Origin of the sequence: Granulicella arctica (genome assembly GCF_025685605.1) — a bacterium.
Taxonomy (GTDB): domain Bacteria; phylum Acidobacteriota; class Terriglobia; order Terriglobales; family Acidobacteriaceae; genus Edaphobacter; species Edaphobacter arcticus.
The window spans coordinates 1,374,766-1,391,884 of record NZ_JAGTUT010000001.1; the positions used below are offsets into that span (position 1 = coordinate 1,374,766).

A 17,119-nucleotide genomic window follows, 5' to 3' on the forward strand; every position below is an offset into this window, starting at 1 on the left:
GCTAGGCTGAGGAAGCGTGGTCGGCCTTGACGTCGTTGCCGCCCCAGATCTTTTGTGCGGTCCATGGCTGGCCGGGTGCGGACCAGAAGCGATCTGTGGCGGGCAGGCCAAGCGGCAGCCAGGCGGCGGCGCAGAGATAGCAGCTCCCTGTGGAGATGTACGGTTCGCCGATCGATGGTTGATGGCCGGCGAAGCCGATGGTGAGCCAGCCCTTGCCGTCGAAGGTGCCGGGCATCTCGATCATGCGGCGCATGACAGCGGTGAGAGCGGAGCGGACCTGCTCGGGCGTGAGTTCCTCGGGTAGCTGGCGGCGGAGGGAGACCTCTGCGAGGTGGTGGAAGGCACCAAAACGGTAGGCGAGCGAACGCCCAATAGCTGGAAAAGTCGCCTCGGGGCTGATGAGACGTTCCTGAATGACAGCGTAGCGCTGTGCCCGGGCGAGGATTGCAGGGCGAAGTGGCTCCCATGTTTGCGACTGTTTCGCCACGGCATCGAGGATCGTAAGGAGCATGGGCTGGATGACGAAGCTGTTGTAGTAGTCCCAGTGGAAGTGGGGGCCGTCCCCGTAGGTGCCATCCCCGACAAACCACTGCTCGTGCTGCTGGATGGCGTAGTCGATGCGCATACGATCCCAGTCTTCCCCGAGGGTGCAAAGACAGGCCTCGATCATTGCAGAGAAGAGGAGCCAATTGGAGCGGCCGGGAAGGATTTTACGGGTGACGATAAGGGCTGCGACGAGGTTGCGTTGTGTGGGTGGATCGAGACGCTTCCAGAGCTGGGTCGGGGCGCGGACGATGGCGAGGGCAAGAAAGGCTGTGTCGACAAGAGATTGCCCGGTCGCGCCAAAGTTGAGGTAGTCAGGCGATGAAGGATTGGTGCCATGCTGGATGCCGGCTCGAGCCTGTTCTCTGTAGTGCGTTTGGAGGGTCGCCTCAGCGCCAGTGAGGCCTTCGAGTTCGAGCCATGGTGCAAGCCCGCAGAGAAGACGGGCGAACGCTTCCAGATGAGAGCACTGGCGACGTGATTCAGCGTTGCCGCCGGGGGCAAGCTCGACGGGCATAGTGGCGCGGAGTTGCTGGCTGGCGATGGCAGCGAGGACAGGGGTGGTGATGCGCTCAAGCGTGTGGAGCCAATAGGCGCGGTCGTCTCTGGAGGTCGGAGCGACTGTAGGCAGTGCCTGGACGAAGGGGGAGGCTGCAGCTCCGGCGGCTGTTGCGAGAGCGGCTTTGAGGAGAGCACGACGAGGTACGTTGGGGTTCATGGATGGCCTGCAGGCATGAAGATCCCGCTGAGCCACTATAGCTTCAGCGGGACGCCTTGCGTGTAGCTCTGCGTCAGCTAGACCACGGACAGGGTGACGTCGATATTGCCGCGGGTTGCGTTTGAGTATGGGCAGACCTCGTGAGCTTCGTGGACCAGGGCCTCTGCCTTGGCGTGATCGATGCCGGGCAGGGTGACCTTGAGGTCGACGTCGACGCTGAAGCCTTTGGCTCCGCCGACTCGTGGACCGAAGGCTACGGACGCGGCGATGGAGGCGTCGGGCGGGAGTTGAATCTCCTGCGTTGCGGCGACGTGCTTGATGGCTCCGATGAAGCAGGCTGCGTAGCCGGCTGCGAAGAGCTGCTCGGGGTTGGTACCGTCCCCATTGCCGCCCATGGCTTTGGGCAGGTTGAGCTTGACGTCGAGTTTGCCGTCGTCGGACCTGGCGATACCATCACGACCGCCGGTAGCGGTGGCGTGTGCGGTGTATACGATCTTGTCGAGTGCCATTGGGTTCCCTTTCGAAGTGCTGAAGGGTTGGATGCCGTGTGCTGGATGGCTACACTATTTGGCTGATGATTTGGCCTCGTGCGCGGCGGTCAGCTGTTTCATGAAGTCGGTCATAAGCTGTCGCATTTGCGGCTGAAGCTGTTGCGCGTGGGCGTTGACGATCAGGCCAGATTTCGTGAGGAGTTCCGGGGTCTTCTCGAGCATGGTTTGCCCGACGGCAGATTTGTAGAAGGTCAGGATGCCGTCGATCTCCGGTTCGGTGTATTCGGAGGCATAGAGGTTGACGTACTCCGGCCTGATCTTCTCCCAATCCAGTGCTTCGCTGACGAGAGCAACGGACTTCGCTGTGTAGTCATCCACCATCTTCTTGTCGGCGTCGGTCATCGGCTGATCGCCGAAGATGCCTTTTGCCATCTGCTGCCCCTGGGTGGTGCTCTGGGCGATCATCTGTTTCATGGTGCGGTCCATCTTCATGACTACAAACAGCTCTTCGATCTTGGCTCGCTTGCTGGACTCGTCGGCATGGGCTACAGAGGTTGCGACCAGGAGAATGGCGATGAGGGTGAGGATCTGGCGTTTCATGGATATCCTTTTTGGGAACTTATTCAAGGCTATGAACCACTCTCGAGTGGTTTGCGGGCGAAGTAGTAGAGGCTGAAGGCGAGGGCGGCGAACATGAGGACGCTGACGTAGTCGTGGTGGAAGGGATTGTGGGCGGAGAAGCGGGGGATGCTGCGGTCGGTGGCCGCTTCGTACAGCTTGACGCAGACGCCTAGCAGGCCGACGATGCCACCTGCGGCGATGAGGCCTGAGGCGTAGAGGCTGCCGGGGCTGATCTCGCTTTCAAGGTCGTGGACGGGGTTGACGCTGGTAGGGACGGGCAGGCCGGTTGCTGGATCGAGGTGGTCGGGGTTGGTCTCATCGAAGTGCGGGTTGGCGGTGAGCCAGGAGGGGCGGTCGGCGTGCCAGAGAGCGACTGAGGCGTTGTACTCTGCGGCGGACTGGCGCGCAGCGTGGTGGAGCATGGCGCGATCGACCATCCAGCGCATGACGCCGCCTACGAAGATGGCGAGGGTAGTGGCGATAGAGAGGTAGGCTCCGACGGCGAAGGTGAGGGAGCGGATGCCTAGTAGTTCAATGGCAATCACTAAGAAGACGCCGAGCAGGACGAGACCCCAGGGGAGTTTGCGGGTGAGGATTCCGTTGATGACGGTGGCCATGAGGCGGCCTTGTGGGGCGGCGGCCTTCTCGCTGCCGATGCCCTGGATCCATTGAATTTCGATCTCGCTTGTGGCTGGGTTGTAGAGGTATTTGCCATCTTCGAGGGTGGCGGAGCCGATGGCGTTGAGGAGGATGAGTTGTTTGGTGTTGGCTACTTCTTCTTTGCCTTGAGCGTTGGTGGAGCTGGCGGGAGAGCCCGCCTTCTTCGTGAGGGTAATGTGGTCGCGGGTGAAGGGGCCTATATTCTGGACGCCGTCGGGGAGTTGGTTCAGCGAGAAGGCGATTGGTCTGGGCAGGCGTTGGAACTCTTCGAGGCCGGTGTTCATGGCGTTGAGAGTGGCACCGATCGAGAAGACGCTGATGATGACGCCGAGCATGACGGCCATCTGCTGCTTCCAAGGGGTGGCTCCGATGAGGTAGCCGGTCTTGAGATCCTGACTGGTGTCCCCGGCGTTTGAGGCGGCGATGCAGACGATGCCGCCGATGGTGATGGCAAGGGCTCCGAAGGCGGGGGCGGTCCAGCCACGGACCAGGAAGATGGCGGAGGTAGCCATGAGGGTAGCGATGGTCATGCCAGAGACGGGGGATGCAGAGCTTCCGACTATGCCAACGATGCGGGCGCTGACGGTGACGAAGAGGAAGCCGAAGACGACAACGAGGAGCGCGGCGGCGACGTTGGCAAGCAGGCCGACTTGGGCTCCGGGTACGGGATGGAACTGGAGGAAGGCGACCATCAGGACGACAAGGAGGACTGAACCACCGAGGACTACGGACATGGGGAGGTCATGCTCGGTACGCGAATTCCCTGCACGCGCGGGAGCTGAACCACCCGAGCGGGTCGTGCGCATGGACTTCAGCCCTTCGGCGAGGGCGGCGATGATGGTGGGAAGGGTGCGGCAGAGGGTAATAAGACCTGCGGTGGCGACGGCTCCGGCGCCCATGGGGCGGACATAGGTCTTCCAAAGATCAGAGGGGGCCATGTCCTTGATGAGGATGGTGCCGGGGTAGAGCGGCGTGCTGAGGTGGGAGGCGAAGAAGTAGATAGCAGGCATGAGGACGAGCCAGGAGAAGACTCCGCCGGCGAGCATGACGGCGGCGACGCGGATGCCGATGATGTAGCCGACGCCGAGGTACTCAGGCGTGACATCGGCGCGGATGGCGGAGCCTTTGAGGATGTCGGCGGTGCCTTTGCCGAAGTCAGGTTCGTAGTTGGGCGTGCTTGGAAAGAGGCCGAAGAGGTTGTCGTTCTGGAAAAGGGTGTAGAGCGCGCCGAGGCCGAGGCCGAAGAAGACGCGGGAGGCGAAGGAGCCTCCGCGCTCGCCGGCCATCAGGACGTCGGCGCAGGCAGTGCCTTCCGGGTAGACGAGGGTATCGTGCTCTTCGACGATGAGCTGGCGGCGGAGCGGAATCATGAAGAGAACGCCGAGCCAGCCGCCGAAGAGGGCAAGGGCGAAGATGCGGGTGCTCTCGAGATCGAAGCCGAGAAAGATGAGAGCGGGGAGGGTGAAGATGACGCCTGCGGCGATGGACTGGCCGGCATTGCCGGTGGTCTGGACTATGTTGTTTTCGAGGATGCTGCCGCGACCAAAGGCTCGCAGGATGGAGATCGAGAGGACTGAGATCGGGATACTGGCGGCTACGGTGAGGCCAGCGCGAAGGCCGACGTAGACCGTGACCGCTCCGAAGAGAACGCCAAAGAAGGCACCAAGGATGAGGGCCCGTGGGGTGAATTCGGGGCGCGATTCAGTTGCGGGGACGAACGGTTTGAAGGCAGGCTTCGATACGGGTGTTGATGCCATGTTCTTGAGGGTCTCCGCGGTGCAGGATGCTTCTTTGGCTTGGATGGGAGTGTACCAGCGTGGTCTGGTATGGGTGATGCGATTCGCGGAGTTGGCATCAGAGACGAGTTAAGGTGATGAAGAAGGGCATGCGACGCTACGAGTAAAGCCGTGGCATCCTGCTGGGCCATCAGATCGTTTCGCACCAGAATCTTCAGAAATGGCTGAGTAAGGCATGCTTCGCTTGCATTGATTCGTACGAATGGAAGCAGGTGCGCTGGATCATGTTGGCTTCTGCGCTGTCTGGGCTTATACTGCGCTCATGGCGCGGTCCGACCGACCTGGAGCGCCGGCGAGTGAGGTGTGTCTTCAGCGATAGCCTGAACGGCAGTACGCTCGATGTTCCTGGCGGGTCTCCACCTGGCGATTTGGTGGGGAGTTGGTCCGGTGGTCCTCCTGGTGGGGAGGCGTCCGAACGCGCCGTTTGGCGAAGTATGTTTTTCAGGGGATCCGCAGCTACGGTGGGCGCGGCGCGGGCTGTCCTGGACGATCTAGTTACAACACTGTTTCCTGCAGATTGTAGAGCGTGTGATCGGCCGTTAGTGCGTGCCGGCCTTGCTCCTGTCTGCGACGATTGCCTCTTACGCATCAACCTTCAAACATTGACTCTTTGCTGGCGGTGCGGCGAGGCGCTCGGAATGGAGAGTGACCGCTTTGCGGGGCAGTTTGCCGCTGCGGATGTACTTTGTACGACCTGCCGATTTGTACCTCCCTCGTTCGAGCGAGCCACGGCATTCGGTGTGTATAAGGACGAACTGCGAACACTGGTCCACCTGCTTAAATATGAGCGCGTACGGGCTGCGGCGAAACCGCTTGGCAAGATGCTGGCGCGCGCGATTGACATGCTGGAACTTACGGGCGATGTGGCGATGATTGCGGTGCCGCTGTACCCGACCAAGGAGCGTCAGCGAGGCTACAACCAGGCGATGCTGCTGGCAGATGCTGCGGCAAGATTGACCGGCAGGACGAACGTTCGACTCCGGGCAGCCCATGGATTGTTGCGACGAGTGCGCGATACGGAAAGCCAGTTTGCGCTGAGTTCCAAGGGCCGCCGGACCAACCTCCGGGGTGCCTTTGCAGTGCCTGACGCCTCTGCGATTTCGGGTCGAACGGTGCTCCTGATCGATGACATCTACACGACCGGAGCGACCGCCCGAGAGTGTGCGCGTGTCCTGGTGCGAGCCGGAGCGGCGAAGGTTTTTGTTGCGACATTAGCGAGGGCGCAGACAGAGCGGGTGGAGCGCTGGGATGCAGGTTTTGAAACGGCAAAGCTTGAAGTAAGCGGGAACGGTCTGGCACAGACCGGGCGGATTGCAACGTAGCGAGAAGCGACATAGGCGAATGCGGAGGACTTCAGGAATGCAATCGGCGAAGATGCGGAAGCACAGGGCGAGTCAAAAGAGTCATACGACGCACGCTAACGGACGAGTGATGACAGATCTCGATGTGCGCGTTGGAGTGTTCCGCCAACCGGCGATGCAGACTCCCGTCCTGGTACTGAATGCAAGTTATGAGCCGATTAACATCTGCGGAGCGAGACGAGCCCTGGTGCTGGTTCTGAAGGGCGTCGCGCGAACGGAAGAGGAGCAGGGCGCAATTCTGCATGCGGCCAGGATGCATGTGGCTATGCCGAGCGTGATCCGTTTGCTGGACTACCGGCGTATTCCGCATCAGACGCGGGCGCTAAGCCGGAAGAATATCCTGCTACGCGACCGGAACTGCTGCCAATATTGCAGCGTCGTGCTGACCGCGGGCGAGCTGACGCTCGACCATGTGATCCCGCGATCCCGAGGTGGCTTGTCGACCTGGGAAAATCTCGTTGCGTGCTGCCATGATTGCAACCGGCGGAAAGGCAACCAGATGTTGCACGAATTGACAGAGATGAAGCTGCAGCGCGAGCCTCGTCCATTCAGTTTGCACACCTCGCGGCACATCATGCGAATGATTGGCAGTGCGGATCCAAGCTGGCGACGGTATCTTTACTTCGAGTCTGAGCCTGCAGCATAAGTTGGGCGGAAAATCGGCAGGTTACCGGATTTCACTTGCAGTCCGGGCAAAGTTGCTTGACCATAGTCCTGCCTCAGGACATGGATATTCGCGCCACGGCGCAGGACTCGAACTGACGAAACGTTTCATCAGCAAGCGTCACCATGTTCTCGAAGCATCGGGCTATGTTTGGATCTGAAGGTTGGTGCTCAGGAGAAGGTGACATGCAGGTGAAGAAGGTTTTGGTGGGCGTGATATTTCTAACGATGGCGGCAGTGGCAATCGGACAGGCTCCAGCTGCTCCTCCAGCACAGAGGCACAAGGTGGCGGTCCTGGACTTCGGGTATGCGAGCGTGATGACGTCAACGCAGGCAGTCTTCGGAACGCAGCAGAATATTGGCAAGGGCATCTCGGACATGCTGGTCGATCGCCTGACGAACGATGGGACGTACCGCGTTATTGAGCGCAATGCGATCCAAAAGGTGTTGAGCGAGCAGAACTTCTCGAACAGTGATCGCGTCGATGCGAGTTCTGCGGCGAAGATCGGCAAGATCCTCGGTGTCGATGCAATTATTACGGGTGATATCACTCAGTTTGGTCGCGACGATAAGAACATGAACCTCGGCGGTGCGGGCGGCGGCTGGACCGGCTATGCGCTTGGCAAGGTTGGCAACACGAAATCGAAGGCTGTGGTGGCGATTACAGCGCGGCTGATCGATGCCAATACCGGTGAGGTGCTGGCTTCGACGACGAGTAAGGGTGAATCAAAGCGCTCGGGCGGCTTCCTCGACGGCGGCGGTGGGAACTGGCACAGCGGCGGCAGTGGTGGCGCGAGCATGGGCAGCAGCAACTTTGCGGAGACGATTATTGGCGAGGCGACTGTCTCGGCTGTGACGCAGCTTGCGTCCGGACTTGAGGCCGGGTCGGAGAAGTTTGCCGTAGCTGAGGCTATCCCGGTGACCGGAATGGTGGCGGATGTAGCAGGAAATGACATCATCATCAATGTTGGCATGACGGCCGGTGTGCGCGTTGGCGACCGGTTGATGGTGACGCATCCGGTCAGGACGGTAAAGGATCCTTCTACAGGCAAGGTGATTCGCACCATTGAGAACACCGTGGGAGAGCTGACGATTACGAGTTCGGATGCGACCTCGGCTGTCGGGACCTTCAAGGGATCACCTAGTCCCAAGGTTGGTGATTCGGTCAAATCTCCGTCCAAGTGAGCGGTTTAAGCTGAATCAGCCGTCCTTTGGGGCGGCTGATTTCTTTTGAGTGTGTTACTTTCGCCTCAGGAGAGACTCGTATGGCCCGGAGCGAAAACTATCAGTGCGATGTGTGCGGCAATCAGAAGGGTGACAGCGAGCTCTGGTGGATGGCGTGGGTGGACTGCTTCGAAGGCATCAGCCCGGGCGACGACCAGCCGCTGATTAAATTGACGCGTTGGCAGCAGCGGCAGGCTCATGAAGAGGGCACGAAGCATCTCTGTGGTGCTCGTTGTGCAGGAACCTTCCTCGATCGTTGGATGACGACCCAGCATGAGCATCCCGAAGCTCACTGCGAGACGCTTTAGGTACTTTCCTTCCCGCAGGCAGTCCATCTGACGTGAGGTGCTGTGATGAAGTTCTTTTCAGGTGTTCTCCTGCTTGTTTTCGCAAGTCTTCCTGCTGTGAGCCAGTTCTCTCTTCCACCCAACGCGGTGGATAGCTTCCGCGACACCTCAATGCTCAAGCCGCCAGCCGGAGCGAAGGTTGCGATCGTCGAGTTCGAAGACCTGGAGTGTCCCCTCTGCGCTTACGATTTCTCGATTGTCCGGGCAGCGGTTGAGCAGCGTAGGGTGGCCTTGGTGCGGCACGACTTTCCGCTCACAGAGATCCACCCGTGGAGCCTGACCGCCGCAGTTACAGCGCGATATTTGCAGGATAGTGCAGCTTCGGGGATGGCCGAAACGTATCGGCGAGACGTCTTCGCAAATCAGCGCAATATCGCCAGCAAGGACGATCTCAGCACCTTTACGCAGCGATGGTTTCAGACCCATGGGCAGAAGATGCCGTTTGTGATGGATGCCAGCGGCGTCTGCACGAAGGAGGTGCTGGCAGATCGCGCTTTGGGTGAGCGGCTGCATGTTCCGCACACACCGTGCATCTTCGTTGTAACGGCGAAAAGCTGGACCGAGGTGAACGACATCAAGCTGCTGAACCGGGCGGTTGACTTGGCAGTCGCGGAGACAAGTGGGCCCGTGAAGGCCCACCGCTAGCTATCTTGGTGGCGTGGCTGGCGCAGGCTGAGCTGGTTTTGTTTGATCCGGTTTCTGCTGATCACCCTTATTGGTAATGTCTTCGCCGTTGTAGATGATTCTGCTGCTGGCACGGAACTGCTTATAGTCCGAGTATTTGACGATGTTGCGCATGTGGACGTCCTGGCTCATGGCACCCGACTGGGCTGCGAAATGCAGGTTCCCCTCAGCTTTTGTGTAGGTTGGAAACCAGTATTTTCCGTCGACCTGCTCGTAGTAGGTGGTGAAGGGCGGCGACAGATCTTCGTGGCCCTTGCGCTTGTCCTGCGGTACGGTAATTCCGTTAATCAGGACGATCTGAAGATCCTGCTGGTCGACCCAGACCTTGCCCTGGAAGTAACGCTTCCCTTTCTCCAAGACCTTCGGGCCGGCATTGAAAACATAGGTGTCGAGTTCATCGACCTTCTGGCGGCCTAGATAAGTGATGTCGTATTTGGGAAGGTCTTCCGTGGTGAGGACGAAGGGCAGGCGGTGTTCGATTTCCTCAAAATCGGCAGGTGTCATGAGAACGCGCTCGAGGGTATTCTGGGGGGCGAAGACAACGTGCTCCTCGCGACGGCCGTCACGCCCAAAGGTGATGTCCGTGACTTGCTGGTACTCGCCATCGATCTTGTTTGTGTCCTCGGCGAGGGTGTCAACCTTGACGCTCTGACGAAAGGTATAGTTCTGCCGCGCCTGGTTGAAGACCGTCTCACGGGCAGCGAACTTCTCGACGATCTGCTGAGGAGTTACGCCGGTCGGCGGTGTGGGGTCGAGCGTGCCGAAGCCTGAGGCATCCTGCGCCGCGGCCAATACCGCCGACGATGACGCTGCGTATCTATATGAGACACCGGAGCTTCGGTGCGCGGCATAGGCCGATAGCGGAACGAGAGGCAGTACCGCGAGACCGGCATATTTGAGGATGAGCGAATTCATCAGAGATACCTCATTGCGTTCGCTGAGTGGATAGTTTGCCACCTGCGAAGCCTTTCTTCTTGAGAATAGACGTTCCTGAATAAAGACGGGTAGAGCGAACCAGATGCCTGCAAGGAACGAGGAACGGGTGATTGTGTGAGGTCTAGCTTGTGGTTGACTACGACGCTGACGGGGTATTCCAGGATTGTTCCCTGGATACTTGTTGCAGAATCGATATTGCTGATGATGGCTGTATGGGCGCTGGCGAGGAGACGCCGTGCGCGGTGGCTGCAACTCCAGTGGACTCGGGATCGATTGCGAGAGCTGGAGGCGTATTGCGGGCTGGAGGTCAGTCTCTCACTCGCGAGCGAACGCGACAAGCTGGCAATCCAGGCTAAGCGCGTCTGCCGCATGGTTGTAGAAAAGAGCGTGTTTCCAAAGGTCGCGCTGCTGACCCGCAACGTTGACGGACGCCTCCTCTATGCAGGAAGCTGCGGGATGGATGACCTGACGCTAGAGGCATTAGGCGCCCTGGGGGACAGGCTGATCGGAGATGAAAACACTGGAAAAGCGACGGTGGCAAAGCTGAGCTACTCCGTGACGCTTGGGGAGTGGGTGGACTTCGATGACGTCTCCGGCCATGGTCGCCACCTCACGACGATCGTCCCACTCCGGATGCAACAGGGACGGCTGGTGGGGGCGCTGGCCGTGTGCAGCGATGCGAAGACGGAGCTGCGCATGGGGGAGATGGAGCAGGTGGACGGGATACCTCGCGCGCTGATGCCGCTTGAGATGCTTGCGGCCAAGCTGGCAAGGACCCTGGAACGTGGCATGTTGATGGAGCGATTGATGCAGGCAGAGCGGCTGGCGGGAGTTAGCGGAATCGTCGCTGACGTGGCTCATAAGCTGCTGAATCCACTGACGACTGTGCTGGGTTTTGCAGAATTAATCGCTGAGACATCGATCGAAGCGCGAGCGCGGCAGGATGCGGCGATCATCGTCGCTGAAGCGACAAGGATGCAAGAGACGCTGCGAGGTCTGCAGGACTTCTGGAAGCCGCGTAAAGGAAGCGATCTGCAAACATCCCAGGCCGTTCGTGCTGGCGCATAGAGCCTCATCGGAGAGAACGTGCCGATGCGCTTAGGATGACAGATGGGCGTGAGGGCTCGTCAATGGCATTTGCGAGACCGAAGAAGCGAGAGCCGGTGGGTGAGGCTGGGCTGTTCGATTATGCGGTGGGAGTGTTGGCCCGGAGGATGCGGACAGTGCGCGATCTGCGGCGACTGATGAAGCTGCGAGCCGAGGAGGGTGCGGTCGGCGAGGCAGCCATGGATGCCGTTGTGGCGCGACTGAAGGAGTTGAACTACCTCTCGGACACGCGCTTTGCTGCGGACTACACGCGGCTGCGAAAGGACAATGAGAAGTTTGGCAGGCGGAGAGTCCAGCAGGATCTTGCCATGAAAGGTGTGGAGAAGGAGTTAGTGGCGTCTACGCTTGCGACTGCCTATGAAGATGTAGACGAGACGGCCCTGGCGCGAGAGTACATTGCACGCAAGCGGATGAAGCAGCCGAGTGGGGCGGATGCCAAAAAGGAGACGGTGCGCACGATGAATCGACTGATGCGGGCGGGCTTCTCTTCAAATGCGATCTTCAAAGTGCTGCGAGCGTGGGGCGCTCCTGTCGAGGAGATCGAGGTTGAGGAGTCGTTCGAGGACTAACTGATGGGTCCCATCCTTCGCAGTGTTGCTGTGAAGGACGGGACTCTCCTTGTGATCGGCGCCGCTTAGAAGTGATAAGTAATATCACCGGCTACGACGAACTGGGTTTTCTTGGTGCCAAGATCGTAGGCTGCAAGGTTGTAGGAGTGTTCCAGACGGATCTCCGGGCGGAACAGGATGGTCGAGCCTATCCAGTGCCCATAGCTGAGCAGGTGCTCTGAATACTTTGTAGCGTAGCCGGTGCGCTGGCCCTTGATATCGTCGACAAACTCATTGCGTATGGAGATGTAGTTCTTCTTGTTGATCTCTTTTTCGACATAATTCGTGATAGCTACTTCGGGAGCGAAGCAGCGCTGTTTGTCATAGGCACAAAAAGCTCCGTTAGCACCCGTCTCGGTAGGGATCGGGTTAACTACACCCGGTGCGATGCTGGGGACATTGCGTTCATACATGTACCAGGCCTCCGTATCGGTGTGCCAGGTGGCATTGAACTTGTGGTACCAGGTTTCGTAGAAGGACTGGACGTTGTTATAGGCGTAGTTGCCTTTATTGAGGGAGTTGATACAGGTGTACGACGCGTCGCCACCCTTATTCCAGGTGTAGTCGACGCAAGCTGTCCCGGTTGGAGTCGCATCCTTAGTCCAGAGCGCGACGTCGTTGCCATCCGAGAGTCCGAGTTGAAGGAGCCAATGATCCGAAAACTTGATACTGGCGACGATGCCGGTCTGGGTGTAAGGATCGACGGTATAGAGGAGGGAGTGCGAGTAGGTGTAGTTATTCGGGGCTAGTTGGGCTTCAATGTCGGGCAGTGAAACATAACGGCCTACGCGAATATTCATCCCCTTGGCAACGTGCGGTAGATACAGGTCGAAGTAGTACATGATGGGGTCGTAGCCATTCTCGTGATTGCGAGCGAGGAGTTGCTGTGAAAAGATGCCCTTCGAGGTGGTGTAGCGATAGTCCTGGCCATAGAGTTGGGCGAAGCGGAAGCCCCAGTCGACATGATCGGTCTGAACGGTGTTGGGAAGTCGTTCGACGTAGAGGACCTGCTGATCCGCGGTGACGCGATTTGGGTTGTAGTAATAGGAAGCCGGAGAGTTAGCCCCATCGCCTTTATTCGAGGTGCTCACGTTGAAGCCACCATTCAGCCATCCATAGACCTTGATGCGGCTCTTATTCTGGTTGATCGCCTGCATAAGGGTGTAGGTCTGGGTATCGGGCGCACCGATTACGGGCGTTCCGCCGACACTGTAGTCAGTGCCGGGAAAGGGTGTAGAGTCGAGCGGTCCCGCATAGCCGCGACGGACAGGATCAGGGCCAGCCGGCTGCGTGGGGTGCCAGTCTTCCCTGTACGCTGATGCCAGACGATGGAAGAAGTTCTGGTCCTCTTGCACGGACTGCGGGAGCGCGGGGCTGTCGGGATCGAAGGGGTGTAGAGCGCTGACGCTCACGGATTCTTCAAGGCTGGCTAGTTGCTGCGCAGGAAGTGCTGCAGCGGCGAGTGCTAGAGTGAGGCTGAAAATCAAGAGTTTTGGTGTTGCGCGTTCCATGGTTGCGTTGCTTTCCTGCGAAGGGGTTCCGGCTCCGCATCTTTCCTTATTCAGGCTAGTGAGCAGGCCATAAAGAAGGCATAAGTGGAGGCCAATGAGTTCAGGAAGCGTTGATGTGGAATCACAGGTGGAACGAGTGGTCGCGGTGGACTGGTCAGGCCGGGTTGACCTAGCAGGGCAGCGGCGACATATCTGGGCAGGAGTCTGGACGCGTGCTGGAAACAAGACAACGCTAGAAGCGGGACGGACGCGGGAGGAGTTGATTGCCTGGCTGATCGAGATGTCGAAGGAGACGCCTCGAATGGTGGTGGGGATCGATTGCTGCTTCAGCTATCCGGCCTGGTTTCTAAAGGAGCATGAGTGTCGGACGGTATTCGACTTCTGGAAGCATGTGGCGGCGGGACATGGAGAGCGCTGGCTGGCGCGAGAGGCCGGAGAGATTGCGCGGGACGAGCGCTTCTGGGGAGCACCGCACAAACGGCCGGCGGAGTTCAGCGGGGCTGGACTTGAGCGGTCCATGCGGATGACGGATGTCGAGAACAAGATCACGCCGAAGATGCTCAATGAAGATCCGGAGCGAGCGGCGAAGGTAAAGGGGATCACGCCAAAGTCGCCGTTCCAAATCGGCGGCTCTGGCAGCGTAGGGACGGGATCGCTACGGGCCATCCCACTCCTGCTGCACTTGCGGGAGGCAGGCTTTCGCGTCTGGCCGTTTGAAGACTCTGCGCTCGGCACTAAGGAGCCGAAGCCGTTGCTGGTGGAGATGTACACGCGATTGCTGACGGGAGCGGTGGCGAAGAGTAATCCTCTAGCACGTAAGGCTTACATGGACGCTCGTCGGAAGGCTGAACCAGAGTACGCGCGGCTCTCGCGAGGCGTAGTGGCGAAGGCGCTGGGAAGTGAGGACGCGTTCGATGCGCTGGTATGCGCCATGGAGATGGTGCGAGACCGCGGGGAGTTTATGCATCTGCAGCGAACCAAGGATGCGACGCTCAGGCTGGAGGGGATTACGTGGCGACCGGGGATCTGAGCGGCTTCGCTGATAAACTTTGTGCTTATGATCAGTCGCTCTGGCAACCAGATTCGGGAAGATTTTCTACGGTTTTTTGAGGTCAAGGGACATCGGCGCGTACATTCCTCGTCGCTGGTGCCTGCGAATGACCCGACGCTGCTATTTACCAACGCAGGTATGAACCAGTTCAAGGATGTCTTCCTGGGTGCGGAGAAGCGCGAGTACACGCGCGCGGTATCGTCGCAGAAGTGCGTGCGGGCTGGCGGCAAGCACAATGATCTTGAGAACGTCGGCTTTACGCGGCGGCACCATACCTTCTTCGAGATGCTCGGAAACTTCAGCTTCGGCGATTACTTCAAGAAGGATGCGGTTGCCTACGCATGGGAACTGCTGACGAGTCCGGAGTGGTTTGGGATCGATCCGGTGAAGCTCTATGTGACGATCTTTGAAGGCGATGCTGCAGTTCCTCGGGATGACGAGGCGGAGGCTTTCTGGATCGGTGTGGGCGTACCGAAGGAGCGAATCTTCGGCATGTCAGCCAAGGATAACTTCTGGCAGATGGGCGATACCGGACCGTGCGGTCCATGTAGCGAGATCTACTATGACCTTGGTTTAGAGGCAGCCGACGAGCCGGGGAGCGACAAGCCCTTCCCGCTCGATGAGCAGCGTTATGTTGAGATCTGGAACCTGGTCTTTATGCAGTTCGACCGCAGCAGCGATGGAACGCTGACGCCGCTGCCGAAGCCTTCAATCGATACCGGTATGGGGTTGGAACGGGTGTCAGCCGTCCTGCAGGGCGTGCTTTCGAACTTTGAAACAGACTTGTTTGTGCCGCTGATCCTGCGGGCTGCGGAGCTGACAGGCGTTGCGACGAAGGGGGCGGCAGTCGAATGTGTGACGGGGCCGGATGATCCTGTGCCTCCGCCGATGACTGAGGCAGAGAAGACGGCGGATACAGGCGTTGCGCCCAGTGATGACGAATTGATCGGAAACGCTTCCCTCCGCATCATCGCGGACCATGCACGCGCGGCCACTTTCCTGATCGCCGATGGCGTGCAGCCTGCAAACGAGGGGCGCGGCTATGTGCTACGCAAGATTCTGCGGCGCGGCATCCGGCATGGTCGGCTGCTCGGGCAGGAGCAGCCGTTCATGCACGAGATGGTCTTTGCGGTGCGGGATGAGATGGCCGTGGCCTATCCCGAGTTGAAGGATGTCGCTGAGCGTGTGAGTAAGGTTGTGCTGGCGGAAGAGCTGCAGTTTGCTCGCACGCTTGAGCTTGGACTCAAGCAGATGAACGACGAAACGTTGCGATCAGGATCGCTGGCATTCCGGCTATACGAGACCTTCGGAATGCCGCTCGACTTCATGGTCGATGCTGCGCGCGATGCTGGAATCGTCTTTGACATGGAAGGCTTTGACGCCGCAAAAGAAGAAGAGCAGCAGCGTGCTCGAGCATCGTGGAAGGGTGGATCGCAAAAGTCAGCAGCACCGGCGTATCGCGAGCTAGCAAAGACGGAGTTTGAGGGATACACGGCGCTTCGTGTCGATGGAGCGCGTGTGCTGGCGCTCGTGAAGGACGGTGTCGGCGTCCCGGAGTTGCAGGGTGGCGAGACGGGCGAAGTGGTGCTCGATGCGACCAGTTTCTATGCGGATTCGGGCGGCCAGGTTGGCGATATGGGCTGGCTGTACTCGGGTGATCACAACTCCGTCGTTGCCGAAGTGAGCGGGGCGACGAAGCCGGTGCAAGGTGTGTTTTCGCATCGGGTCACGGCTAATCGGACCATTGCCGTAGGCGATGTAGTTGATACGGTGGTGGACGCGGAAAACCGTCGCGCTACGGAGCGCAACCATACGGGAACGCACCTGCTGCATGCGGCACTTCGCGAGGTACTGGGAAAGCATGTCAAGCAGGCTGGATCGCTGGTTGATGCGACGCGGCTGCGCTTCGACTTCTCCCACTTTACCGGTGTCGCCGAGGAGGAGTTGCAAGAGATCGAGAGCATCGTGAACCGGCAGGTGCTTGGCAATGCGAAGGTCGAGACGATGGTGGACGTGCCGATCGATGTCGCCGTCAATGAGCTTGGCGCGATGGCACTGTTTGGGGAGAAGTACGGCGACCGCGTACGCGTCGTGCAGATCGGCGGCCCGGGCGGATTCTCGACTGAGCTATGTGGTGGAACGCACACGGGCGCTACGGGCGAGATTGGGCTGATCAAAATCGTCGGGGAAGGTTCTGTGTCGAGCGGCGTTCGCCGGGTCGAGGCCATCTCGGGAACGGGTGCGCTGCATACGTTCCGACGCGACTTTGACCTTGCGCGAGCAGTGAGCCAACTGACGGGATCGTCGGACGCTGATTCGCTGCGGGCGAGGCTCTCTTCACAGGAAGAAGAGATGAAGAAGCTGCGCCGGGAGCTTGACGCGGTGCGGATGAAGGCGGCCTCAGCTTCCGTAGCTGACTCGGCCGGAAGTGCCGTCGAGGTGAAGGGCGTAAAGGTGCTGGCGCAGCGTGTCGACGGGCTCGACAAGGGGCAGATGCGGGAGTTGATCGACGGCTTGCGGCAGAAGCTTGGCTCAGGCGTCGTCGTGCTCGGTGCCGCGGCAGAGGGTAAGGTTGCCCTGATTGTCGGCGTGACGAAGGATCTTACTTCGCGGGTGCAGGCTGGAAAGATCGTTGGATTACTAGCAACCAAGGTTGGCGGCAAAGGTGGCGGACGGCCTGATCTGGCGGAGGCTGGCGGCAACGACGCAGGCGCTTTGGATGGAGCATTGGCTGGCGCTGCGGAAGTTGTGGGCAGTCTGCTGGCGTAGGACTGCGGTGGAGCGGGGCACCCAGACTG

At 59.5% G+C, this 17,119-nt stretch carries 15 protein-coding genes; 9 read left to right on the forward strand and 6 right to left on the reverse strand.

Features of this window, described 5'->3' with window-relative positions; genetic code table 11:
• Position 1 precedes the first annotated feature (1 nt).
• The 4 genes from OHL20_RS05595 to OHL20_RS05610 form a co-directional block, all read right to left on the reverse strand.
• Complete coding sequence (locus OHL20_RS05595) at positions 2-1,261, reverse strand: DUF2264 domain-containing protein (RefSeq protein WP_263382217.1); 1,260 nt, start codon at positions 1,259-1,261, stop codon at positions 2-4.
• A 77-nt stretch (positions 1,262-1,338) separates the two neighbouring features.
• Positions 1,339-1,770 (reverse strand): organic hydroperoxide resistance protein, encoded by a 432-nt coding sequence (locus OHL20_RS05600; RefSeq protein ID WP_263382218.1) that lies wholly within the window; start codon positions 1,768-1,770, stop codon positions 1,339-1,341.
• A 54-nt stretch (positions 1,771-1,824) separates the two neighbouring features.
• Positions 1,825-2,352 (reverse strand): DUF2059 domain-containing protein, encoded by a 528-nt coding sequence (locus OHL20_RS05605; protein WP_263382219.1) that lies wholly within the window; start codon positions 2,350-2,352, stop codon positions 1,825-1,827.
• Between the two features lie 29 nt (positions 2,353-2,381).
• A complete protein-coding gene (locus tag OHL20_RS05610) occupies positions 2,382-4,790 on the reverse strand; it encodes an OPT family oligopeptide transporter (RefSeq protein ID WP_263382220.1) in 2,409 nt (802 codons plus the stop codon).
• 677 nt (positions 4,791-5,467) lie between these two features.
• Between OHL20_RS05610 and OHL20_RS05615 the strand changes: the two genes are divergently transcribed.
• The 5 genes from OHL20_RS05615 to OHL20_RS05635 all read left to right on the forward strand — a co-directional run bounded on the left by OHL20_RS05615 (position 5,468) and on the right by OHL20_RS05635 (position 9,069).
• Positions 5,468-6,151, forward strand: a complete 684-nt coding sequence (locus OHL20_RS05615; RefSeq protein WP_263382221.1) for a ComF family protein — start codon at positions 5,468-5,470, stop codon at positions 6,149-6,151.
• Between the two features lie 109 nt (positions 6,152-6,260).
• Positions 6,261-6,836: an HNH endonuclease gene (locus tag OHL20_RS05620; RefSeq protein ID WP_317890935.1), complete on the forward strand. Its 576-nt coding sequence runs from the start codon at positions 6,261-6,263 to the stop codon at positions 6,834-6,836.
• Between the two features lie 203 nt (positions 6,837-7,039).
• Positions 7,040-8,038, forward strand: a complete 999-nt coding sequence (locus tag OHL20_RS05625) for a CsgG/HfaB family protein (protein WP_263382223.1) — start codon at positions 7,040-7,042, stop codon at positions 8,036-8,038.
• A gap of 80 nt (positions 8,039-8,118) precedes the next feature.
• The gene (locus tag OHL20_RS05630; RefSeq protein WP_263382224.1) at positions 8,119-8,385 is read left to right on the forward strand and encodes a hypothetical protein; all 267 of its coding nucleotides are present in this window, start codon (positions 8,119-8,121) and stop codon (positions 8,383-8,385) included.
• Positions 8,386-8,430: 45 nt separating this feature from the next.
• On the forward strand, positions 8,431-9,069 hold the full coding sequence (locus OHL20_RS05635; RefSeq protein ID WP_263382225.1) for a DsbA family protein: 639 nt from the start codon (positions 8,431-8,433) through the stop codon (positions 9,067-9,069).
• Here the strand turns inward: OHL20_RS05635 and OHL20_RS05640 are convergent, their stop codons facing one another.
• On the reverse strand, positions 9,070-10,023 hold the full coding sequence (locus OHL20_RS05640) for an outer membrane lipoprotein-sorting protein (RefSeq protein ID WP_263382226.1): 954 nt from the start codon (positions 10,021-10,023) through the stop codon (positions 9,070-9,072).
• A 222-nt stretch (positions 10,024-10,245) separates the two neighbouring features.
• On the opposite strand from OHL20_RS05640, the gene OHL20_RS05645 reads away from it, so the two are divergent.
• Together OHL20_RS05645 and OHL20_RS05650 are read left to right on the forward strand one after the other, a co-directional pair.
• A complete protein-coding gene (locus tag OHL20_RS05645) occupies positions 10,246-11,112 on the forward strand; it encodes a histidine kinase dimerization/phospho-acceptor domain-containing protein (protein WP_263382227.1) in 867 nt (288 codons plus the stop codon).
• Positions 11,113-11,174: 62 nt separating this feature from the next.
• A complete protein-coding gene (locus tag OHL20_RS05650) occupies positions 11,175-11,720 on the forward strand; it encodes a regulatory protein RecX (protein WP_263382228.1) in 546 nt (181 codons plus the stop codon).
• Positions 11,721-11,785: 65 nt separating this feature from the next.
• Here the strand turns inward: OHL20_RS05650 and OHL20_RS05655 are convergent, their stop codons facing one another.
• Positions 11,786-13,270, reverse strand: a complete 1,485-nt coding sequence (locus OHL20_RS05655) for a porin (RefSeq protein WP_263382229.1) — start codon at positions 13,268-13,270, stop codon at positions 11,786-11,788.
• 94 nt (positions 13,271-13,364) lie between these two features.
• On the opposite strand from OHL20_RS05655, the gene OHL20_RS05660 reads away from it, so the two are divergent.
• Together OHL20_RS05660 and alaS are read left to right on the forward strand one after the other, a co-directional pair.
• The gene (locus OHL20_RS05660) at positions 13,365-14,300 is read left to right on the forward strand and encodes a DUF429 domain-containing protein (RefSeq protein ID WP_263382230.1); all 936 of its coding nucleotides are present in this window, start codon (positions 13,365-13,367) and stop codon (positions 14,298-14,300) included.
• 27 nt (positions 14,301-14,327) lie between these two features.
• Positions 14,328-17,090, forward strand: a complete 2,763-nt coding sequence (alaS, locus tag OHL20_RS05665; protein ID WP_263382231.1) for an alanine--tRNA ligase — start codon at positions 14,328-14,330, stop codon at positions 17,088-17,090.
• Positions 17,091-17,119: the final 29 nt, after the last annotated feature.